Genomic DNA, 17,393 nt, shown 5'->3' on the forward strand with positions numbered 1-17,393 from the left:
TCCCCCTCAATCCCCGGTGTAGTTGGTGCCGCCGGCGCCGCGCCGGTTGCTTCCCTGATATGTCGCCTCTGGCCCGCTGACCTGAGGTTTCTTCAACTGCTCGATCTGCTGTGTCGCGGCCTGCAGCCTCATGCTGAGCTGGGTCACCAGTTCATCCAGGGCCAAGGCCTCGCCTGTTGCAGCTACTACCCAGCCCGAGGCGTTGCAGTGGCCGCATGGCAGTTCGTGAAACAAGCCCTTGGTGACCGCTCTCCCACGGCACAAAGGGCACTGAGCCAACTCGACCACAGCCCTCTTGAAGGCCGGACCGTGTCTCTTGCTCATCCGCGACCTGCACCGCGCGCATCAACGTAAACCTCGACAGCCGCGCAACCGAAGAACGTCACCACGACGGCCGCGGCCATCCACCCGGAACCGAGCGAAACCGCGAGGCTCATCCCGCCAATCCCCAGGATCGTCACGTAGTGCTGCCAGAGGCTGATGCTCGGCTTGAACATGTACTGATCGCTCATTTCGAATCCTCGCTTATGGTTGATTCCTGAATCACACCGCAGGCCGCGTGCTGCTTGGCCTCCAGGGAATTACCCGAAATTGCGTTTCTACCCTCCTTCAACCCGTGAATACGGTCGAAGCCTTTGCTGTCTAGAAACGCGTGCCACTGCTCCAGGGCAGCGCGCTTGCGCTCCTCGGCAGTGGTTTGGATGTAGGCCTGGACGTTGTGGCCCATGGCGTGGTTGATCAGCAGCTCGCCGATCAGGAAGTCGATGCCCTGCTCCGCCCAGCAGGTCCTGGCCAGCTTGCGCAGGTCGTGACTGGTCCACTCGCCCTGGCCCAGGCGTGTGAACACCTCGGAAGCCTGCTTCTCGCTCAGGCACTTGCCGCTCTTGCCCGGGAACAGGTACTGGCCGGTGTAGCCCTTGGCGCGCTGGGTCTCGCGGTACCAGGTCAGCAGCGCGCACACCTGCTCGGTCAGTGGCAGCGAGTGCTCGGCCCGGGTCTTGGTGTTCTCGGCCGGCAGGTGCCAGTTGCGGATGGCCAGGGCGATGTGTGTCCACTGGGCCTGGCGGGTCTCGCCCAAGCGGTTGCCGTGGCACAGCATCAGCAGGGCCAGCATGGCGTCGGCAGGCTCGTCGGTGATCACCTCGGCCAGCTGGCTCAGCAGGTCCTCAAGCTGTACTCCGCGCAGGCGCGCCGGTCGGGCCTTGATCTTGGCCTTGGTGAAGTCGCTGAACTTGATCCCGGCCATCGGGTTACGGGTGACCAGGCCCAGGGCGTGAGCCTTGCGGAAGGCGTCGATCAACAGACCGAACACCAGGCGCACGTACTCGAGCGAAAGCTGCTCCTGCATCGGCCAGACCAGCTGGTTGTCCAAGGTGCTGTGGCTCACATCGGCCAGGGCCAGGCCGCCGATGCGCGGCAGCAGGTGGCAGGCAATGGCCGACTTGGCCGTGGCCCGCCGGCTCTTCGACAGGTTGCGGGTGCGCTCCACACGGTCGGCAAACCACTCCAGCAACTCGCCGACCGTCTGCCAGCCCGACACGGCGGCCTTGCCCTCGCTCAGCAGGCGCTGGCGAACCTCCGGCAGCGAAGCCAGCACCACTTTGGCCGACTGGTCCGGGTAGGTGCCGATCTTGTTCCACTGCTTGCTCACGACAAGGTACCACGTACCCCGCGGGCGATTCTCGGTGAAGCGCAGGTACAGCCCAGGGTGACGCGGATCGCGCAGCAGCACTACGTTTCGATCATCCGCCCGGCGGCGAAGCTCGGCATCGGAAAGCGCGACCACGACCGTCATGCGGCCACCGTCACAGGCTGGAGCAGGTAGGCGCGAATGGCCTCGACGGCATCGATGTTGCCCCGGCACACGATCGCCAGGTAACCCTGGCCGGCCAGCGCCTGCAGGTAGGCGTCCTGGCTCGGCGACACCGGCGCATCGAATGGCGGCATGGCTTTGAACTCGATGTACAGGCCGAAGTATCCGCCGCGAGCCATCGGAAGCACCAGGTCGGGCACGCCGGCCTTGACGCCCTGTGCCTTGAGCTTTCCGGCCACAGCCTTGACTCGATGGCCGCCATTCGGGACGTGGTAGATCAACTTGTACGCCTGCGGGTAGCGCAGCTGCAGCTCTTTCATGAGCGCGGCCTGCTCCTGCCCTTCCCTGTCGACGGGCTTGGCGCGGGCCGGCTTGGCCTTGAACGGGCGAAGGGCGTGGGCATTCATGCGACCAGCACCCCCTCGTTGATCAGCAGCGCCTGGGTGCGCATGACGCCCTCCGCGTGGTACTGGCGAGCGGTGTCGCGATCGACGGCCTTACTGCGCCCGTCGCAGGCGTCATGACAGGCGCTGCAGCACCAAGCGCCCTGCATGTCGTGCGGCTTCTTGCCGACGCCACAGGTGCCGGCCAGGCGGTAGTGCGCGAGCACGGTGGTCTCGGGGTTGCCGTTGCACACTCCCGGAATACGTACCTGGCATTCCCGGCCGCGTGCGGCTTTGGTCAGTTTTGTTTGGCGCATGGGACGCCTCCTTGCAGGTTGATTGATCAGCGCCCTGCCAAGCGAGCGCGCATGGCTGCCAAGGCAGAATTTCCGACTTGCGGAGTGCGGCGCGCCGCAACCTCCTCCGGAAGTGCCAGAGGCATCTTCTGCAGCGGCTCACCCGCCATTAGCCGCCGAACTGCGATGGTGTAGTTGCGCTCGAACAACTTCGAGCTGGCATCGGATGGAAGCTTGTTGAGGTTCTCGAAGCCGCACTCCTTCGCCGCGTGCCAGACCGCGTCATGACTCCACTTGCCCCGGCCAGCCATAGCAGGGTGGGCATTGCGAGTCGCTTCTCGGAAAGCGGCCGCCAATGCTGGGAGGCCGAGCATTTCGGGCGACGGCTGGCACCACTGGATGAACTCACCGGGCGGAGGAATGAACGCCGCACCAGACTGGCGGCAGCGCATCAGCCCAAACTGCAACTGCTCGGGATTGCAGATGCCGGCCTCAAGGAAAGCGGTCAGCCATTGCTGCTTGGACGCATCGTATGTGGCCTGGTCTGGCCAAGCCTGCTTCCAGGCGGTGCAGATCGATCGCAGATCACGGAACAGATCGTTGATCACCTTCGCTGTCTTCCGGTTGAGCTCTGCCTTCACGTCATCGGGCAGCTCGTATCCAGCAGAGACGTGCTGGCCGGACTGAACCTTGGCCCAAAGGCCATGAGTTACAACTGCGACTGGGTTCATTGGGCGCTTCCTTGCTCGATCCACGACGTATCACTGTCGTCGAGCTGGTGGCCACCAGATCCTGACCGCAGAGGAACGACCTTCGCGGCATTCGCAAGGTCGCGCTTTCTCCAGCCGACCAGGTCGGCGATCCACTGGCTCTCGGTTTTGGCCAGCCCCTTCGCGTCGTGATGGACGACAAAACCCGAGATGGCCTTTTCCGAGAACTCCTCGATAGCTACCCCGGAACGCTTGGCGTAAGCCTCAAGCTGAACCTGGTCAGGGATCCAGTCGAGGAACATTGCGAACGGCTCACGCGGAGAGTGTGTATTACTTCCCTTCCCTTCCCTTCCGGGGGTGAGGCCTCGATCACCGCTAGACGAGCCTTCGCTGTCTTCTCGGCGATCGCTCGGCGAAGGCTCAACGAATTCAGGGTGTTTTACAGTAGGCCTATCGATCTTCTGGTGGTGCCATCCGTTGACGTGCAGGTACTGCTTCGATGCCGCCTCGTAGATGGTGATCAGTCGGTTCGATACCAGCTCAGCGAGCAGGCCCTCGACCGCTAACGCAGTGATGTCGTCGCCAGGGAAAACGAGAGCCTTGATGGTCTTGGGGGACATCGGGTGGTTGCCTGCGTCGTCGCAGAAGTTCCAGATCCCGATGAACAGGAGTCGAGCCATCGCCGAGCACTCCATGACCTGTTCGCTGGTCCAGAACTCAGGCTTGATGGTGCGGATACGTGCCATTACGAACGCCCTCCATGACTGACAGCCTGACGCGTCAGATTTGGCGAAATGCCAAAAACTGACGTGGAATGCGTGGTATTGCCTGCATCGGTCACGCGGTGCATAATCAACCTCGATGTGTGTTGTAGAGAAAGCCGCCCTGCCAGGCGGTTTTTTTTCGTCTGCGATTCCGGTACTGGATGGATTCGCAGGTGTTTCGGTCATCTACCGAAGCCCTTCCAGATCAAGCAGAATTCGCTTCATCGATGCCCGTGATCGCCGGACGAGCTACCTGGAGGGCTTTACGGGCAAATGGAATGAGGTCTGGGCGAAGCCCGGCGATGGTGATCTCGCCACCGGAAGCGTCTTGCAGGCGCTCCGCCATTTCGGCAGAGGCTTTTCGATGACCACCTGCGAGCTGCCAAAGATGGCCGACAGTGGTCTTAGCTGCGGCCGCTACATCCCGCCGACGATCATTGGTGGCGGTAGCCAACCAATCACGGAGGTGATCATTCATGTGGTTTCTCCTTACACATAGGTCGAAATTTAGCTCATGGCTAATGTTCGGGCAAGGGGAATTTAGCTTTGCGCACATTTAGCACTGGGCTAAACACTGGCATTCTTCGCGCCATGGATATCTACGAAATTCGCAAGCACAACCTGATCAAGCTGATCGGCAACCAAAGAAAAGGATCCTGCGCGGAACGCTGGGGGATGGCTCCTGCGCACTTGAGCCAGATCCTCTCCGACAAGACGGCGAAGAACCTGGGCGACGACGTGGCGCGCCGGATCGAGGAAGTTGAGAATTTGCCTCGAGGTTGGTTCGACTCGATCCCCTCGGTAGACGAAGTGCAGCCACTGACTGAGCCCGTGGATAGCAAACTGTCGGCTGCTGACCTCGTAAAGCAGATGCTTGCGAAAAGCGGGAGAGGTATTCCTGAGGAAACTCGTCAGAGGCTACTGGCTGCAGCCGAGGAGCCAGCTCCGGCTGCCGCTCCAGCCGACAGCGGAGTCGTGAAGGCCGACTTCAACCGGCCAGGATTGGTGGGAGACGAGGTGTGGATTGCCCACTATGACGTGCGCGGCGCCATGGGCGTCGGGGAGCAAACCCATGACTTCCCCGAGATGTTGCAGGACGTGCGCGTTAGCCCCAGACACCTGCGTGAACTGGGCGTCGAGTTCAAAGAGCACTACCACCTGAAGCTGGTAACGGGCTGGGGTCAGTCAATGGCGCCAACCATCAAAAACCGCGACCCGCTGATCGTTGATGTCAGCATCCGCGAGTTCGCTGGCGACGGGATCTACTACTTCTCCTGGGGTGGTCATGAGTACATCAAGCGCCTACAGATCGCGGATGAGGATAATTTCGAGATGATTTCGGACAATCCAATGCACAAGGACCGGTTGATCCGTCGCGAGGAGACGTACATCCAGGCCAGGGTGCTGCTGGTTTGGAATGCGCACCTCGTCTAACTCATCATTGCCAAAAAGTTCAAATTGCATGGCGCTGGGCGGGCCGCGAGCCAAAGCTAAAGAAAAGGGTGAAGTGATGTCTATTAAGGAAGCAAACGACATGAAGGGGCGTCACAACCTTACCGTGACAGCCGAGGACTTCGCTGAATTCCTCAGGGAAAAGACCCCTGACTCTGTGTGTCCGGCCTGTGGCTGCGATGAGTGGACTGTCATCTGTCCACCTAACGAGGGCGACACGCTGAACGCGTTTAGACTCCGGCTGACACTTCAAGATGGCCCGAGACCAGCAAGCGTATCCGCGCTCGCAATCTACTGCGACAATTGCGGATACATGCGCTGCCATCTAGCTCGGATCGTGAAGCGTTGGGCGGTGGCGCAACAGCTTGAACTTGATCTATCGGGCGAAGAAAGCAGTCTCGAGGACGAATCGAATGACTAGGTTTTCGACTTGCGACCACATTAAAGATGGATTCGCTAAGGCCGTCCCGTCGTTCAAGGTTGCCCCCGCCTCCGCGCCTCAACCTGAGGATGACATTCAAAAGAAGTCTGTCCATACTGGTCGTATGAACGACATGACCCGCGAAGAGATCGACACAAAACTACAGCTGATCGAGGAGCGCCTTGATCGGAAGGTTTCCGACATCGCCAACTCAGTGAGCGATCTCCAGTCAGCGAACCATCGTACGGTAGAAGCTCTCCAGAATGCGAAATGGTGGGCTATCGGCACTGCCATTGCCGTTCTGGCAGTTTTCATGGGCACCTTGCAGTGGGGGTTATCAGCCCAGAAGGAAGAAAATGCTCGCTTCAGTGCTTACATTCGGGAGGATGTGAAGTCCATCGGCGATGATGTGAAAGAAATATCGAAAGCTGTGAGCGAGATGCGGATTCGCTCAGAGACAAAGGCCGAATCATCTAAGAATTGACCGGAGCCCGCTTCAGCGGGCTTTTTCATGTCTCTCAGAAGGGCGCCGTCTCCTCTACCTCCTCCACGCTGTCCTGCTCAATGATGAAGTCGTCCCGCGCTTCAACGCTGCTTCGTTCCCAGCGGACGGTCACGCTTTCGTCATCGTTGAATGTCAGGTCCAACTCTGGCGTCTCGACCAGAAGCCCCATTACCTCCTCCCACTCCGCCTCGCCGTCTGTGTCGAGCCGGTGAATCGTCACCCAGCGCTGCGTCTGCGCGATCGGGTGGTTGATCATCGACGATACCCTCAAGCTAAGCCTCTCTAGCCCGGCCATTTCCTGGCGCTGCTTCGGCGCCGTTTTATTCTGCTTGGACATAGCTCCATCTCCGAAAACTGTATATTCGTACAGTGATTTCGGAATCATAGCGCAGTGCTAAATCTCAGGTAAAGGCCTTACTCAATAGGTCCACTCCTGCAGGAGTTTGCCGCCCAGCGAAAATAATTTAGCCCTGAGCTATTGACGATACTTTAGCGTAAGGCTAAATTTCATTTCAAGCAGTCACTTCCAAGGGATTGCCGAGGCCTCACCGCCACCGCTCTTTACACAACTCGACACCCGTCACCCTCAGCGGCACATGAGGGCAGCAGCTGCCTCATGCAGTGAGCTGGGTTTAGGTAACCAAGTGGCGCGCATGCCAATGCGGGGAAGCGCGTAGCCCAGAGAACGATGGGCGCCTGGATCACTTCGCTTTCACAGGCTGGCCCTGGTGACAGGGCCAATCCTCGATGGTCATCTCGGCCACGTATCCCTCTGCGCATTTTCGAAGTGCGCAGAGGGATGCGGGAGTCCGCATCACGGTTGGAAGGCAATCGTGCCAGGCCAATGATTTTATCGTCAGGAGTAACCCATGACCGTAAACATCAGCAATCTAACGATCACCACCCCCGTGCCAGTGTCTTCGACGAATCCCGTCGCTCTGGAAGTAAACGGAGCGGTGGCGATCGCCCAGTTTCCCAGCGTCGTTGAGGTACTGAGCGACGGTTCCATTCAGTTCTCTGCACCCACCAAAGGTGCGTCCAGCAAAAGCACCCATCGAACCCGCTGTGAATGGTCCGAATCGACCAACTGGACGCTGGCCAGCGCCGCCGATCACTGGAATCGGCAGGAGATGACGCTCACCAAGGTCAACTCTGCGCAAAAGGTGGTCATCTCACAAATGCACGTACGGGGCGACGATAGCCCTCCTGTGAAGGTGTTCTGGAACAAGGGGAACATCACCATGGGGTTTCGAACCACCTATAACCAGACCAACCCAGTCAATTCGACAGTGCTGAAAGGCGTCCCGCTTGGGGCGAAGTTCACCGTAAGCATCCATGTTACGGCTGGCGGCGAAGTCACCGTTGCAGCTGAGTGCAATGGCGTATCGGGTACATCGGGTGCCTTGCAGCTAGACGACACCTGGGACTCGCATCTCTTCGAATTCCACGGCGGTGTCTACAACCAGGTCGACTACACCGATGCCACGCCGGCCGAGGATGGTTCGATCTGCATCATCAGCGACCTTTCGCTGACTCACATCTGACCCCATGACAGCCGGACAGACGGCCCGATGCCCTGCCCAGACCGCAGGCTGCATCGGTGTGTGATCTGAATGCGCAGGCTGATGCGCGGACGCGTTTCAAACAAGCCGGGAGTTTGAGCGCTGGGCTGATACCCAGCGCAGGCGGACACTCCGAGCCGGAGCCCAGCACCGGCCAGATCACACATCAATGCAGCCCACCGAGGACATTTCATGGAAACGATCACTTGTGGCTCATGGATAGGCCAGCTCGGCAAAGCGCTGGCTCCCCGCGAGCTTGAAGCAATGCTGTGGGTGGCCCAGGGCCTCACCACCAAAGAAATCGCCCGCCAGATGGCGGTGAGCCCGGGCACCGTGGCCAACCGCATCGAGGCCGCGCTGTTCAAGCTGGAGGCCGGGCGCCGCATCGAGGCGGTCACCAAGGCCATGCGCCAACAGATCATCAGCCCGCTCTGCATCATGCTCGCCAGCCTCATCGCAATGCATGTGGTGATCGACGACAGCGACCCCATGCGCCGCGATCGCCGAGCGCCAGAGCGGCGCACCGCCCAGATTCGAATCGTTCGCCGGGCCGAAAGCCTGGAAGTTCACGCCTGACCCTACCGAGGATCAAACCATGCACCCTTCCATGCAAGAGCGTGTGAGCGGCCTGGCCGACCTGCGCGCTCGTTCCGTGATGGCCACAGCTGAGTTCTACGAGCTGATCGGGCGCCCTGCCCCAGCGCCTGGCCCTTTCTTTCAGGCCGTCACCAAGGGCAATGCCTGGCACATCATCGAGATCGCCACCGGGAAGACCAAAGGCTTCTGTTTCAGCCACCGTGCCGCGATGCGCTTCGTTGACGCGATGGAGGCCGGCGCCGCCAGCAAGCGAGGCCTGCAGTGATCGGCTCGCCTATCCCAGACCAGCGCGCACAGCTGTTGGCCCAGCTCAACGCCAGCATCGATAACTTCTTCGTGCACGGCGGCGCAGTTGTGACGCTGCCAAGCAATGATTACGTGCCGCATCGTCCCCGCCGTGAGTTCGAGCCTGAACGCAAGGTTGAGCCTCCCGTGCCAAAGCGAGTGGCCAAACGCCTCGAACAGCTCGACTACCTGCGTCAGCTGGCCAAGACCATGACCTACGCCGAAGCCATGGCGCATACCGGTCTTTCGCAATCCGCACTGGTTCGCGCTGTTAAGCAAGGCGGCTTCAAGTTCCAGCCCCACCCGAATCGGGGCAAGGGGAACCTGGGCAAGAAGCTCAGCGACCAGGTCGAGGACCGGGCGAAAGCAGAGCAGATCATTGCCTACCGAAACGTCGGCATGAAGCGGGTCGATGTCATTCGCGAGCTGCAGATCTCCTACAAGCAGCTCAGCCGCATCCTGCGCGACTTCGAGATCGATTTCCCGACCACAGCCGAGAAGCGAGCGAAGCGAAGAGCATGAAACGCATCACCGCCCGCGTCCGGTACGGCCGGCGCCAGCAACACATCAATCTGCCGCCCAGCGGCTTGGGAGGTATCGGCCATGGCAATGGACCAGGCGGCGCGCGACAAGCGTCGGCGCGAGAAGGCAGCCAAAGTGAAGGAAGAAGACCTGCGCTTGAAGGTTCGACCAGGGACTAAACAGGCCCTGCTGGAGCTGATGGAGTGGGCCGGGATCGAGGAACAGGGCGAGGCGATGACGCTGATGATTCATCACCTGCATGGGCTGGGCCGGGGCGGCGCGCTGCCGCTGCTGACACCTCCGCGCCACGAAATCACGGTGTCACCATCTGTGGCGCGGAAGCTTCAGCAATTCAGTGAGCGCCAAGCACTCATTTGCCACTCAGACTGAAAGGTGTACCTCAGGCGAAGAGCCCCGACGGGAAGCGGCTGCGGGAGATAACTTTCTCCTTGCCTGCAACTACGCCCTTGCGGCCAGATGCATTGGTGTAAGCGCGCAAGCTCTTTCCTTCCGGAACAGTCACGAGGACCTGGTAGACCTCCTCTTCTTGCCCCGCGGTTTTAATTCGCGCTTGCAGCATTTCGGTCATCTGCTCCATGTCGATGAGGCAAATCTCCTGATCCTCAACGCAAACAAGCCCGATGAAAATTTTCTGATAGAACTCGGTGGACAGCTCAATCGAGTCCAGAACGTCAGAGGAGAAAGTGAATTTGTACTCTTGATGCGGGCCTTTCGGCTCCTGTCCGTACTTGAGGAAAAGGCAAGTATCGGCGTTGATCAGGAAGGCATTGTTGATTTTTGCGCCCCTGAGGCGCAGGGGATTGATGGCGGTGAAATTGTCGTCCTCAGCGATCTGCATCAGTGCAGCGCCCAGGTTCTGATGTTCCGTACGAATCTTCATTGAAGCTCCCTAGCCCGGCCCCATGCCGGTCACCCGTAATACCCCATCCCAAACCAAATTGCCACCATGCCGCATCCGGCCACGGAGGGCGGCGCATGCATGGAGAAAGCCATGAACGACGAACAACGCCACCAAGAATGGATTGCCCAGCGAAAAGCCGAAAAGGCCAAGCGGCGCGAGCGAGCCGCCGAGTGCTTGAAAGACCACGAATACACCGTCCTGGCTGACACCGATCAGTTGAAGGTCTGGCGCTGCAAGGCACCGCGCACCACCAGCTACGCATTCGACATCCTCATCACCCGCTTCGGTATCGCCACTATCGGTGATATTGGCGGCCTGACCTTCAACGTCGGCCTGTCTTACGGCATCGAGTTCCTGGCCGGTGACGACATCGGCTACTACATCCATTCGAAGCTTGAAGAGCACTGCCGCGAGCGTGAGTTTGACGAGCAAGCCTTCCGCGCGGCACTGGTGACTGGCGTATGCAACCAGGTCTGCGAGCAAATCGACGAGGACCAGTACAGCGCTCTGCCCGAGTGGATGCGGAACGACGGCGGACGCCACGAGGCCGGCCGCTGGGACGAACTCCGGAATCTGGTTAAAGAGCATCTCGCGGCCATTGAATATGGCGGGGATGGCCGCGACTTCTGGGATTCGCTGAATGACCGCCTGAGCGAGGCCGACGAAATCTGTTACGTCGAGCAAGCCAGCATGTTCATGGGCGAGCACCACGAAGAGCTGGGCCTGGGCTGCGACTACTGGGAGATCACCATCGACAAGCCGCGCGAAAGCCTGATCAACCGCCTGTACCTGCTCAACCACGCAGCCAAGGCAATAGTCGCCCAGCAGGGCGAGGTCAAAGCCGCCTGACCCTCCGGCGCTGCCCGCCAGCGCCTTCCCCTATTCAACGATAACGCCTCCCCGGCGAGGATCACGGGTAACCGGTTGGCCTCCAATGCTCGTTTTGCAGCGCCGCATTGCAATTATCCCAGTATTTCAGGAGCGCAGCCCTGGCTTCATCAATGCTGCTGAACGGACCGACAGGAATATCCACTCCACGGATGCGGTCTTCGACCTGGCACGTAATCTCACCCGTTTTTACGCAACGGAATACCCATCCTTTGGTGACCTTCCCACTGTTGATGAATCCATCTGCTCGCAGCTCCAGAACTACTTCGACCACCGTAACCATGACTACTCCAGCGTTTTGATTTCCTTGAAATCTATCACGGCTGGATGCCGAGGATTGAAAATCACCATGACCACAGCAATTGACCTGTTCGCCGGCCTCGGCGGATGGAGCACCGGCGCGCGCGCCGCAGGCGTCCAGGTTCTCTGGGCGGCCAACCACTGGCCAGTGGCCGTTGAATGGCACAGCGCCAACCACCCCGACACGCAGCACGTCTGCCAAGACCTGCACCAAGCACGCTGGGAGCAGGTTCCGGCACACGACATCCTGCTAGCCTCGCCCTGTTGCCAAGGACATGCCAAGGCGCGCGGCAAAAAGTCGGGCAACCCTGAGCACGACGCATCGCGCTCGACGGCCTGGGCGCCGGTATCGGCCCTCGAGTTCCACCGGCCACAAGCGGCGGTGATCGAGAACGTGCCTGAGTTCACCGACTGGGTGCTCTACCCGGCCTGGCTGCAGGCGGTGCAGGCGCTGGGGTATCAGGCGGCGCCGCACATCGTGGACTGCGCCGACCTTGGCGTGCCGCAGCACCGGGTGCGCCTGTTCATGGTCCTGACGCGCAGCAAGGCCCCGCTGATGCTTCAGCTGCCGCAGGAACGACATGTACCTGCAGCCAGCTTCCTCGACTTCGATGCCGGGCGCTGGTCGCTCATCGAGAAGCCTGGCCGAGCCCAGGCCACACTCGACCGGGTTCGCAACGGGCGCCAGCGCTTCGGCGATCGCTTCATCATGCCCTACTACGGTAAAGGCTCCGGCACCACGGGCCGCGACATCAATCGGCCAATCGGCACCATCACCACCCTGGACCGCTGGGCACTGGTCGATGGCGAGAAAATGCGGATGCTCAGCGCCAGCGAGGCCCTGGCCGCCATGTCGTTTCCGGCCAATACCCTGCGGCCCGACAATCACCGGCTGACGATGCACATGGCCGGCAACGCCGTGCCGCCGCTGGCTGGTCAACGGGTTATTGAGGAATTACTGCGCGCCGCCTAGCTTGACTTAGGTCACCCATGGGCACGCAGTAATTTCAAGTTCAACTCCGCTCCAGCTAACACTATGTACGCCGCCTGCACCAAGTTATGGGCGTCTAGTTGTGCGGGGGGATGAAGCAGTTGCTGGGCCAGCTCGGCCTGCTGCAAAGCAACCTCCAAATTACTTCGAATGATCATGACCTGCTCAAGAGCGGCAATACTGGGAAGCGTCAGAAGATCAATTTTTACGAAGGACTCGTAGCATGCCGTGACATAGGCTACATCCTCACCGCTTCTGTGATTTGGCCGTTGTTTCTCATGCAGGCGCTTAACTGCGTGAGCTGACCTTTCCGCAAGTACGATTAAGGCCTCAAGTGCAACTGCATCGGCACGCTCCGATCTTGCCTGCTCACGTCGCGCTTGGCTTCCGGCAATGAACGTAGCTGCAACTATCGCGACCACCGAACCGATCGCCTGAACCCACGCTGCAATTTCATCGCTATCCATCTGAAACGTTCTGATCGCTAGGCCGGCCAAGAAAACTAATGCTAATCCCCACACGACGTTCTGAACCGAGCACCAAGGTTTGAACAGACTTTTCCCATAATCGTTGAGCATATTCCCCTCCAAATGGCCGCAAATTCTAAGCGTCGAGGTATCCCCATGCCCACAGAAAACCGATCCAGCAACACCGAGATGGTCAGCTTGTCGCGTGACTTGATAGACCTCACCCTGGCGCACCTGCCGAACGACAGCGCTGCCAAGTGGGAAATTCACGAAGTGCTTGCACGGCCAGCCCCCCAGCCCAACCCCGACCCTATAGCCTGGATGGTTGGTACTGCCATCTGGTGGACCAAAGAAGAGGCAGAGAGGGATGCGGCGGAGACTGGGCTGCCGATTGTTGGACTGGGACCGCTGAATGCCTCCATCCCTGCCGAGCAGAGCCAGGCGATTCCGGTGGGCGAAGTCGTGGCATTCGGCAAAGGCCTGCATGAAATCGCTTGGGCAGCTGGGCGCATGCCGAAGCTCGGCGCCAAGCTCTACACCAACGCCGATCCTGGCGTTCTTGATCGATGCGAAGCGAGACTGCATGAGGTTGCGAGCCTCTGCGCCACCGTCGAGCAGGAGCGCGACGACCTGCGCGCCCAGCTGACCGATCTGTTTGCCCTGCTGGGTGAGGCGTGGGAGCACGATATAAGCACTCCGCTGAAGCGCAAGATCCGCGCTGCCCTAATCGCCAGCGAAAAGCAAGAAATACCCAGCCGTTGCACCAGCTGCGATAACTGCAAGGGCTTCAACACTGGCCACGACAGCAGCCAGCAGCTGCCCTACAGCATCCGCTGTGACAACTGCCACAAGGAAGCCCGAGCGGCTGATCATGCCGGCTTGGCCAGAGCCTGGAACGCGCTCAACCAGGGCGAATGATCCCAAGGAGTACAAACGTACTCCAGCCGAGCTGTAACCCTCTCCCCTCTATTCACTGCCGCGATATGGCGGCCAAGGACGAAGTCATGCCTGCAGAAAAGCAACCGGCTTGGCCGGACCATTTCCGATACGTGGACGAGATCAGCCCTGATGGGGTGACCATCGTCTGCCAGCGTTTTGTCGTGCTTCGCGAGTCGGAACACTGCTATTGGATTGCTCCCTATCGCTTTGTTGGCCTGGCCCGGATGTGCGTGGCCCAAGGTCGCAAGAGCCCGCACGTCAAGCGCGTGCTGAAAGCATCGTATGGGCGCCGGTTTGCGTACCCGGATAAAGCGAAGGCCCTTCATTCCTACAAAGTGAGGAAGCGGCGCCAGCTCGGACACGCCCAGCTCGCCATGGAGCGTGCCAAGACCGCTCTGGAAGACCTCAATGGCGTGGACGCGATTGCAGACGAGCGACTGTGCTCGGGTGGCGACTTCATCAAAGAACTGAACTGGGATGGCTATTAATGACCCGCCTCGCCCTCTGCCTCCTGCTGCTGGCCTCCGGCGCCAGCGCAACCGAGAACGTCATCGACGTGCAGCACGACAGCCAGCGCGGCGTCACCTGCTACCTGCTGAATGGGGTCGGCATCAGCTGCATCCCCGACAGCCAGCTGCAGGCCGGCAACGAGCGCCAGCTCTCCCCGCACGAAACCCAACCCGAACCTACACCCGCTACGGCGCCTGGGCGCTGGATTGATGAGAGGTATCAGCTGTGAGCAAAGTCGCCCGCAAAGATGTGCTCGACCAAATGACCAAGGAAGACTTGGTGGACTGGATCAGGTCGCAGCACTTTTTCATCAAGCCTAAGAAGAGCGATGTTCTGTACCTGCGGTGGCATCGGCAATCGGCCGCCGTTATCGATGAGATGGAGAAGGAAAACCGCGCACTTGATTACCTCGACTTTGGCGAGCGCGATCGTCTGGCAAAGCAGTTTAACGCGTCGAAAGACCCGAACGAGCGACTTCGGCTGATTGAGAAGATCGAGCCATATGACAAGGCCATGAGGGACCATCTGCGCCGCTCTGAGGCGATTAACCGCAAGCAGAAGCGAGTGGATGCCCTCTACGAGCAGATCGATGTGGAGCGTCGGAAGGAGCAGAGGGCATGACCGACCTGATCAGCGTGAGGGTTTCCAACCTGGTCGGCGCTCCGTTGGACTGGGCGGTGGCCATAGCTGCAGGGTGGACCATAGACCCGGAATGCCGGACAACCGTGTGGCACCCCGATGGCGCGCCCTGCAGCATCAGCATCCGAGGTGCCGCGCTGGGCTTCGGCTATCGACCGTCCACCTGCTGGGCGCAAGGCGGCCAGCTGATCGACAGGCACCGCGGCAGCGCCCAGCACTGCCCAGGCCTGGCCGATGACGTCTGCTACAGCGGCGGGCCGGAGGGCGCGGGTGTCTGGTGCTACGGCCCCACTGCCCTCATCGCGTTCTGCCGAGGCTTCGTGCGTTACAAGCTGGGCGAGTTCGTCCAGGTGCCGAAGGAGCTTATCGGATGACTTGCGTACCGATTGGCTGCGGCTATGTCTGCTTCTCACCAACCCATCGCCTTCGCCTGGCGGACGGCACCTGCGTGTACCTGAACTGGCACAGCTACCTGGGGCCGACCTTCTATCGCGATCGCTGTGAGCAGCGCGAGATCGAGGACTGGTACGAAAACCCGCTGATCGTCGACGCCCTCGACTGGTTCTGCAAGCGCGGCCACCGCGCCTAACCCCTCCACCTACTACTCAAGCCCGCCGACATGTGCGGGCAAGGATTACCTATGCCCGAAATCAAGTGCGAACACGGCCACACCATGCGGATCGGTACTGACCAGTGGGTGGAAACCCTGACCCTGGATCAGTTGCGCTACGCCCGCGACCAAATGGCCCTCAAGATCCATGCGGCCGAGGCCCAGCCGAAACGCTGCGTTTGGCGTATCTGCCGCGGCGCCCTGGTCGAGGAGAACTACCGCGAAGAGGACTTTGAGAAGGCGGCCGACCACCTGGTGCGCATCTTCAAGGAGCACTTCGTCGAGGAGGCGAAGGCGTTCGTTGAGCGCCACTACGGAACGCTGCGCTTCGAGCGCGAGATCCCTCACATGTCAGTCGAGCTGGTCAGCCAGTTCGAATATGACAACGAGTGGTTCCCGGCCAAAGCCTGACCACCAACCTGCCGCCACCGGCGGCGTGGAGACCATCCCATGGAAACCGAGATCCTTTCGGACGAAGAGCTGGCCGATCTGACCGGCTACAAAGCCAGGGGCTGGCAGCGCCGCTGGCTCAACGATCGCGGCTGGCACTTCGTCGAGAGCCGCGGCGGTCGCCCCCTGGTAGGCCGTCAGTACGCCCGCATGAAGCTGGGTGTGACTCTGGAGGTGGTGCCACTGGCACCGCCCCCACCAACGCAAGCACCGGCCTGGACGCCGGACTTTTCAAAGGTGAGGTGATATGCGCCCCCGCAAGACTGAAAACCGCCACCTTCCTCCCCGGCTGTACGAACGCAAGCGCACGCGCAAGAGTGGCAAGGTCTGGGTCAGCTACTACTACCTTGACAAGTCAGGCAAGGAAATCGCCCTTGGACCAGACCTGAACGTGGCCAGGTTGAAATGGGCCGAACTGGAAGCGAAGGACAAACCGCGCGATCTGTTGCTCATGAGGTCGATCTTCGACCGCTATGAGCGGGACATCATCCCCAAGAAGGCACCCCGCACACAGAAGGACAACCTCGCCGAACTGCGTCAGCTGCGTCCGTTCTTCGAAGAGGCGCCCATTGATGCAATTACGCCGGCGTTGGTTGCTCAGTACCGCGACGCCCGGTCAGCGCCAGTCCGGGCGAACAGGGAGATTGCGCTCCTGTCACACGTCTACAACCTGGCCAGAGAATGGGGCCTAACGTCGAAGGAAAACCCCTGCCAGGGTGTGCGGAAGAACAAGGAGACGCCGCGAGACTTCTACGCCAACGACGCGGTATGGAAGGCGGTTTACGCAAAAGCGGTTGAGGAGTTGAAGGTCGCCATGGATTTGGCGTACTTGACGGGCCAGCGTCCTGCGGACGTGCTGGTGATGAGGAAGGACGACATCGAGGACAAAGCCCTCGGCGTGAAGCAGAAGAAAACCCACAAGAAGTTGCGGATCCTGCTGGAGGTGGACGGGCTGGCCAGCGGCCTGGGCGTCCTCATTGAGGAGATCCTGAAGCGCAATGCGGCGCACGGATCGCCTTACTTGATACTCACCGATACCGGTAAAAGGGTTACCGCGGCGATGCTAAGGCACCGTTGGGACGACGCCCGGGAGGAGGCAGTGAAGGAAGCGGCCGCCGCCGGCGACCAGGTACTGGCGAGCCGTATCAGCCAATTCCAGTTCCGCGACATTCGACCCAAGGCGGCCTCGGAAATTGCCGACGTTGACCATGCCAGCCTGCTGCTCGGCCACACGAAAGGAGACATTACCGAGCGGGTCTACCGACGCGTCGGGGCACTCGCCAAACCGACCAAATGAGCAAAGTTTTAGGACGCGTCCTAATACCATTGCACCGATACCCTTCCCGAGGGCCTTTCCACGGGTCGTT

General features: G+C 60.4%; 30 protein-coding genes. 18 read left to right on the forward strand and 12 right to left on the reverse strand.

Annotation, left to right across the window (positions count from 1 at the left end; genetic code table 11):
* Positions 1 to 6: 6 nt before the first annotated feature.
* From E6B08_RS19270 to E6B08_RS19305, 8 genes are all read right to left on the reverse strand, one after another.
* Entirely contained in the window at positions 7 to 324 is a 318-nt protein-coding gene (locus E6B08_RS19270) for a hypothetical protein (RefSeq protein ID WP_136915510.1), read from the reverse strand.
* Positions 321 to 512, reverse strand: coding sequence for a hypothetical protein (locus E6B08_RS19275; protein WP_136915511.1), 192 nt, complete (start codon positions 510 to 512; stop codon positions 321 to 323). The genes E6B08_RS19270 and E6B08_RS19275 overlap by 4 nt, the downstream gene beginning before the upstream one ends.
* Positions 509 to 1,795 carry a tyrosine-type recombinase/integrase gene (locus E6B08_RS19280; protein WP_136915512.1) on the reverse strand — a complete coding sequence of 429 codons (1,287 nt, stop codon included), beginning with the start codon at positions 1,793 to 1,795 and terminating at the stop codon, positions 509 to 511. The genes E6B08_RS19275 and E6B08_RS19280 overlap by 4 nt, the downstream gene beginning before the upstream one ends.
* Positions 1,792 to 2,220: a VRR-NUC domain-containing protein gene (locus tag E6B08_RS19285; protein ID WP_136915513.1), complete on the reverse strand. Its 429-nt coding sequence runs from the start codon at positions 2,218 to 2,220 to the stop codon at positions 1,792 to 1,794. The genes E6B08_RS19280 and E6B08_RS19285 overlap by 4 nt, the downstream gene beginning before the upstream one ends.
* A complete protein-coding gene (locus E6B08_RS19290) occupies positions 2,217 to 2,513 on the reverse strand; it encodes a DUF1364 domain-containing protein (protein ID WP_136915514.1) in 297 nt (98 codons plus the stop codon). Before E6B08_RS19290 ends, E6B08_RS19285 begins: the two co-directional genes overlap by 4 nt.
* Before the next feature lie 26 nt (positions 2,514 to 2,539).
* Positions 2,540 to 3,223 carry a replication protein P gene (locus E6B08_RS19295; protein ID WP_136915515.1) on the reverse strand — a complete coding sequence of 228 codons (684 nt, stop codon included), beginning with the start codon at positions 3,221 to 3,223 and terminating at the stop codon, positions 2,540 to 2,542.
* Positions 3,220 to 3,948 (reverse strand): DnaT-like ssDNA-binding domain-containing protein, encoded by a 729-nt coding sequence (locus E6B08_RS19300; protein WP_136915516.1) that lies wholly within the window; start codon positions 3,946 to 3,948, stop codon positions 3,220 to 3,222. Before E6B08_RS19300 ends, E6B08_RS19295 begins: the two co-directional genes overlap by 4 nt.
* Positions 3,949 to 4,171: 223 nt before the next feature.
* Positions 4,172 to 4,444, reverse strand: a complete 273-nt coding sequence (locus E6B08_RS19305; protein WP_136915517.1) for a helix-turn-helix domain-containing protein — start codon at positions 4,442 to 4,444, stop codon at positions 4,172 to 4,174.
* Positions 4,445 to 4,557: 113 nt separating this feature from the next.
* On the opposite strand from E6B08_RS19305, the gene E6B08_RS19310 reads away from it, so the two are divergent.
* Together E6B08_RS19310 and E6B08_RS19315 are read left to right on the forward strand one after the other, a co-directional pair.
* The gene (locus E6B08_RS19310; protein ID WP_136915518.1) at positions 4,558 to 5,400 is read left to right on the forward strand and encodes a S24 family peptidase; all 843 of its coding nucleotides are present in this window, start codon (positions 4,558 to 4,560) and stop codon (positions 5,398 to 5,400) included.
* A gap of 431 nt (positions 5,401 to 5,831) precedes the next feature.
* The gene (locus E6B08_RS19315) at positions 5,832 to 6,323 is read left to right on the forward strand and encodes a hypothetical protein (RefSeq protein WP_136915519.1); all 492 of its coding nucleotides are present in this window, start codon (positions 5,832 to 5,834) and stop codon (positions 6,321 to 6,323) included.
* Between the two features lie 34 nt (positions 6,324 to 6,357).
* Here the strand turns inward: E6B08_RS19315 and E6B08_RS19320 are convergent, their stop codons facing one another.
* Complete coding sequence (locus E6B08_RS19320) at positions 6,358 to 6,681, reverse strand: DUF1654 domain-containing protein (protein WP_136915520.1); 324 nt, start codon at positions 6,679 to 6,681, stop codon at positions 6,358 to 6,360.
* Between the two features lie 532 nt (positions 6,682 to 7,213).
* Here E6B08_RS19320 and E6B08_RS19325 point away from each other — a divergent pair.
* The 5 genes from E6B08_RS19325 to E6B08_RS19345 all read left to right on the forward strand — a co-directional run bounded on the left by E6B08_RS19325 (position 7,214) and on the right by E6B08_RS19345 (position 9,700).
* Positions 7,214 to 7,888: a polysaccharide lyase family 7 protein gene (locus E6B08_RS19325; RefSeq protein ID WP_136915521.1), complete on the forward strand. Its 675-nt coding sequence runs from the start codon at positions 7,214 to 7,216 to the stop codon at positions 7,886 to 7,888.
* Between the two features lie 210 nt (positions 7,889 to 8,098).
* A complete protein-coding gene (locus E6B08_RS19330; protein ID WP_136915522.1) occupies positions 8,099 to 8,482 on the forward strand; it encodes a response regulator transcription factor in 384 nt (127 codons plus the stop codon).
* A 19-nt stretch (positions 8,483 to 8,501) separates the two neighbouring features.
* The gene (locus E6B08_RS19335) at positions 8,502 to 8,768 is read left to right on the forward strand and encodes a hypothetical protein (protein ID WP_136915523.1); all 267 of its coding nucleotides are present in this window, start codon (positions 8,502 to 8,504) and stop codon (positions 8,766 to 8,768) included.
* On the forward strand, positions 8,765 to 9,310 hold the full coding sequence (locus tag E6B08_RS19340) for a hypothetical protein (RefSeq protein WP_192938564.1): 546 nt from the start codon (positions 8,765 to 8,767) through the stop codon (positions 9,308 to 9,310). Before E6B08_RS19335 ends, E6B08_RS19340 begins: the two co-directional genes overlap by 4 nt.
* Before the next feature lie 81 nt (positions 9,311 to 9,391).
* On the forward strand, positions 9,392 to 9,700 hold the full coding sequence (locus E6B08_RS19345) for a hypothetical protein (RefSeq protein ID WP_136915524.1): 309 nt from the start codon (positions 9,392 to 9,394) through the stop codon (positions 9,698 to 9,700).
* Positions 9,701 to 9,710: 10 nt separating this feature from the next.
* Here the strand turns inward: E6B08_RS19345 and E6B08_RS19350 are convergent, their stop codons facing one another.
* Positions 9,711 to 10,211, reverse strand: coding sequence for a hypothetical protein (locus E6B08_RS19350; protein WP_136915525.1), 501 nt, complete (start codon positions 10,209 to 10,211; stop codon positions 9,711 to 9,713).
* 111 nt (positions 10,212 to 10,322) lie between these two features.
* Here E6B08_RS19350 and E6B08_RS19355 point away from each other — a divergent pair, with 111 nt between their 5' ends.
* On the forward strand, positions 10,323 to 11,081 hold the full coding sequence (locus tag E6B08_RS19355; protein WP_136915526.1) for a hypothetical protein: 759 nt from the start codon (positions 10,323 to 10,325) through the stop codon (positions 11,079 to 11,081).
* 61 nt (positions 11,082 to 11,142) lie between these two features.
* On the opposite strand, the gene E6B08_RS19360 is transcribed toward E6B08_RS19355, so the two are convergent.
* Entirely contained in the window at positions 11,143 to 11,403 is a 261-nt protein-coding gene (locus E6B08_RS19360; RefSeq protein WP_136915527.1) for a hypothetical protein, read from the reverse strand.
* A 66-nt stretch (positions 11,404 to 11,469) separates the two neighbouring features.
* Here E6B08_RS19360 and E6B08_RS19365 point away from each other — a divergent pair, with 66 nt between their 5' ends.
* Positions 11,470 to 12,393: a DNA cytosine methyltransferase gene (locus E6B08_RS19365; RefSeq protein WP_136915528.1), complete on the forward strand. Its 924-nt coding sequence runs from the start codon at positions 11,470 to 11,472 to the stop codon at positions 12,391 to 12,393.
* Between the two features lie 11 nt (positions 12,394 to 12,404).
* Here E6B08_RS19365 and E6B08_RS19370 read toward each other — a convergent pair whose 3' ends face one another.
* On the reverse strand, positions 12,405 to 12,989 hold the full coding sequence (locus E6B08_RS19370; protein WP_136915529.1) for a hypothetical protein: 585 nt from the start codon (positions 12,987 to 12,989) through the stop codon (positions 12,405 to 12,407).
* A 78-nt stretch (positions 12,990 to 13,067) separates the two neighbouring features.
* Between E6B08_RS19370 and E6B08_RS19375 the strand changes: the two genes are divergently transcribed.
* The 9 genes from E6B08_RS19375 (at position 13,068) to E6B08_RS19415 (ending at position 17,323) form a co-directional block, all read left to right on the forward strand.
* Positions 13,068 to 13,796, forward strand: coding sequence for a hypothetical protein (locus tag E6B08_RS19375; RefSeq protein ID WP_136915530.1), 729 nt, complete (start codon positions 13,068 to 13,070; stop codon positions 13,794 to 13,796).
* Positions 13,797 to 13,882: 86 nt separating this feature from the next.
* Positions 13,883 to 14,305 carry a hypothetical protein gene (locus E6B08_RS19380; protein ID WP_136915531.1) on the forward strand — a complete coding sequence of 141 codons (423 nt, stop codon included), beginning with the start codon at positions 13,883 to 13,885 and terminating at the stop codon, positions 14,303 to 14,305.
* The gene (locus E6B08_RS19385) at positions 14,305 to 14,556 is read left to right on the forward strand and encodes a hypothetical protein (RefSeq protein WP_136915532.1); all 252 of its coding nucleotides are present in this window, start codon (positions 14,305 to 14,307) and stop codon (positions 14,554 to 14,556) included. The genes E6B08_RS19380 and E6B08_RS19385 overlap by 1 nt, the downstream gene beginning before the upstream one ends.
* Complete coding sequence (locus tag E6B08_RS19390; protein WP_136915533.1) at positions 14,553 to 14,948, forward strand: hypothetical protein; 396 nt, start codon at positions 14,553 to 14,555, stop codon at positions 14,946 to 14,948. The genes E6B08_RS19385 and E6B08_RS19390 overlap by 4 nt, the downstream gene beginning before the upstream one ends.
* The gene (locus E6B08_RS19395) at positions 14,945 to 15,340 is read left to right on the forward strand and encodes a phage protein NinX family protein (protein WP_136915534.1); all 396 of its coding nucleotides are present in this window, start codon (positions 14,945 to 14,947) and stop codon (positions 15,338 to 15,340) included. Before E6B08_RS19390 ends, E6B08_RS19395 begins: the two co-directional genes overlap by 4 nt.
* Positions 15,337 to 15,555 carry a hypothetical protein gene (locus E6B08_RS19400; protein WP_136915535.1) on the forward strand — a complete coding sequence of 73 codons (219 nt, stop codon included), beginning with the start codon at positions 15,337 to 15,339 and terminating at the stop codon, positions 15,553 to 15,555. Before E6B08_RS19395 ends, E6B08_RS19400 begins: the two co-directional genes overlap by 4 nt.
* 51 nt (positions 15,556 to 15,606) lie before the next feature.
* Positions 15,607 to 15,987 (forward strand): hypothetical protein, encoded by a 381-nt coding sequence (locus E6B08_RS19405; protein WP_238349244.1) that lies wholly within the window; start codon positions 15,607 to 15,609, stop codon positions 15,985 to 15,987.
* Positions 15,988 to 16,026: 39 nt separating this feature from the next.
* A complete protein-coding gene (locus E6B08_RS19410) occupies positions 16,027 to 16,272 on the forward strand; it encodes a DUF4224 domain-containing protein (protein WP_136915536.1) in 246 nt (81 codons plus the stop codon).
* 1 nt (position 16,273) lies between these two features.
* Positions 16,274 to 17,323: a tyrosine-type recombinase/integrase gene (locus E6B08_RS19415; protein ID WP_136915537.1), complete on the forward strand. Its 1,050-nt coding sequence runs from the start codon at positions 16,274 to 16,276 to the stop codon at positions 17,321 to 17,323.
* Positions 17,324 to 17,393: the final 70 nt, after the last annotated feature.

Origin of the sequence: Pseudomonas putida (assembly GCF_005080685.1) — a bacterium.
GTDB classification, from domain to species: Bacteria; Pseudomonadota; Gammaproteobacteria; order Pseudomonadales; family Pseudomonadaceae; genus Aquipseudomonas; species Aquipseudomonas putida_V.

Bases quoted from the DNA above. Each gene is read 5' to 3' on its own strand.
- E6B08_RS19270 (WP_136915510.1), bottom strand. From the start codon at position 324: ATGAGCAAGAGACACGGTCCGGCCTTCAAGAGGGCTGTGGTCGAGTTG.
- E6B08_RS19275 (WP_136915511.1), bottom strand. From the start codon at position 512: ATGAGCGATCAGTACATGTTCAAGCCGAGCATCAGCCTCTGGCAGCAC.
- E6B08_RS19280 (WP_136915512.1), bottom strand. From the start codon at position 1,795: ATGACGGTCGTGGTCGCGCTTTCCGATGCCGAGCTTCGCCGCCGGGCG.
- E6B08_RS19285 (WP_136915513.1), bottom strand. From the start codon at position 2,220: ATGAATGCCCACGCCCTTCGCCCGTTCAAGGCCAAGCCGGCCCGCGCC.
- E6B08_RS19290 (WP_136915514.1), bottom strand. From the start codon at position 2,513: ATGCGCCAAACAAAACTGACCAAAGCCGCACGCGGCCGGGAATGCCAG.
- E6B08_RS19295 (WP_136915515.1), bottom strand. From the start codon at position 3,223: ATGAACCCAGTCGCAGTTGTAACTCATGGCCTTTGGGCCAAGGTTCAG.
- E6B08_RS19300 (WP_136915516.1), bottom strand. From the start codon at position 3,948: ATGGCACGTATCCGCACCATCAAGCCTGAGTTCTGGACCAGCGAACAG.
- E6B08_RS19305 (WP_136915517.1), bottom strand. From the start codon at position 4,444: ATGAATGATCACCTCCGTGATTGGTTGGCTACCGCCACCAATGATCGT.
- E6B08_RS19310 (WP_136915518.1), top strand. From the start codon at position 4,558: ATGGATATCTACGAAATTCGCAAGCACAACCTGATCAAGCTGATCGGC.
- E6B08_RS19315 (WP_136915519.1), top strand. From the start codon at position 5,832: ATGACTAGGTTTTCGACTTGCGACCACATTAAAGATGGATTCGCTAAG.
- E6B08_RS19320 (WP_136915520.1), bottom strand. From the start codon at position 6,681: ATGTCCAAGCAGAATAAAACGGCGCCGAAGCAGCGCCAGGAAATGGCC.
- E6B08_RS19325 (WP_136915521.1), top strand. From the start codon at position 7,214: ATGACCGTAAACATCAGCAATCTAACGATCACCACCCCCGTGCCAGTG.
- E6B08_RS19330 (WP_136915522.1), top strand. From the start codon at position 8,099: ATGGAAACGATCACTTGTGGCTCATGGATAGGCCAGCTCGGCAAAGCG.
- E6B08_RS19335 (WP_136915523.1), top strand. From the start codon at position 8,502: ATGCACCCTTCCATGCAAGAGCGTGTGAGCGGCCTGGCCGACCTGCGC.
- E6B08_RS19345 (WP_136915524.1), top strand. From the start codon at position 9,392: ATGGCAATGGACCAGGCGGCGCGCGACAAGCGTCGGCGCGAGAAGGCA.
- E6B08_RS19350 (WP_136915525.1), bottom strand. From the start codon at position 10,211: ATGAAGATTCGTACGGAACATCAGAACCTGGGCGCTGCACTGATGCAG.
- E6B08_RS19355 (WP_136915526.1), top strand. From the start codon at position 10,323: ATGAACGACGAACAACGCCACCAAGAATGGATTGCCCAGCGAAAAGCC.
- E6B08_RS19360 (WP_136915527.1), bottom strand. From the start codon at position 11,403: ATGGTTACGGTGGTCGAAGTAGTTCTGGAGCTGCGAGCAGATGGATTC.
- E6B08_RS19365 (WP_136915528.1), top strand. From the start codon at position 11,470: ATGACCACAGCAATTGACCTGTTCGCCGGCCTCGGCGGATGGAGCACC.
- E6B08_RS19370 (WP_136915529.1), bottom strand. From the start codon at position 12,989: ATGCTCAACGATTATGGGAAAAGTCTGTTCAAACCTTGGTGCTCGGTT.
- E6B08_RS19375 (WP_136915530.1), top strand. From the start codon at position 13,068: ATGGTCAGCTTGTCGCGTGACTTGATAGACCTCACCCTGGCGCACCTG.
- E6B08_RS19380 (WP_136915531.1), top strand. From the start codon at position 13,883: ATGCCTGCAGAAAAGCAACCGGCTTGGCCGGACCATTTCCGATACGTG.
- E6B08_RS19385 (WP_136915532.1), top strand. From the start codon at position 14,305: ATGACCCGCCTCGCCCTCTGCCTCCTGCTGCTGGCCTCCGGCGCCAGC.
- E6B08_RS19395 (WP_136915534.1), top strand. From the start codon at position 14,945: ATGACCGACCTGATCAGCGTGAGGGTTTCCAACCTGGTCGGCGCTCCG.
- E6B08_RS19400 (WP_136915535.1), top strand. From the start codon at position 15,337: ATGACTTGCGTACCGATTGGCTGCGGCTATGTCTGCTTCTCACCAACC.
- E6B08_RS19405 (WP_238349244.1), top strand. From the start codon at position 15,607: ATGCCCGAAATCAAGTGCGAACACGGCCACACCATGCGGATCGGTACT.
- E6B08_RS19410 (WP_136915536.1), top strand. From the start codon at position 16,027: ATGGAAACCGAGATCCTTTCGGACGAAGAGCTGGCCGATCTGACCGGC.
- E6B08_RS19415 (WP_136915537.1), top strand. From the start codon at position 16,274: ATGCGCCCCCGCAAGACTGAAAACCGCCACCTTCCTCCCCGGCTGTAC.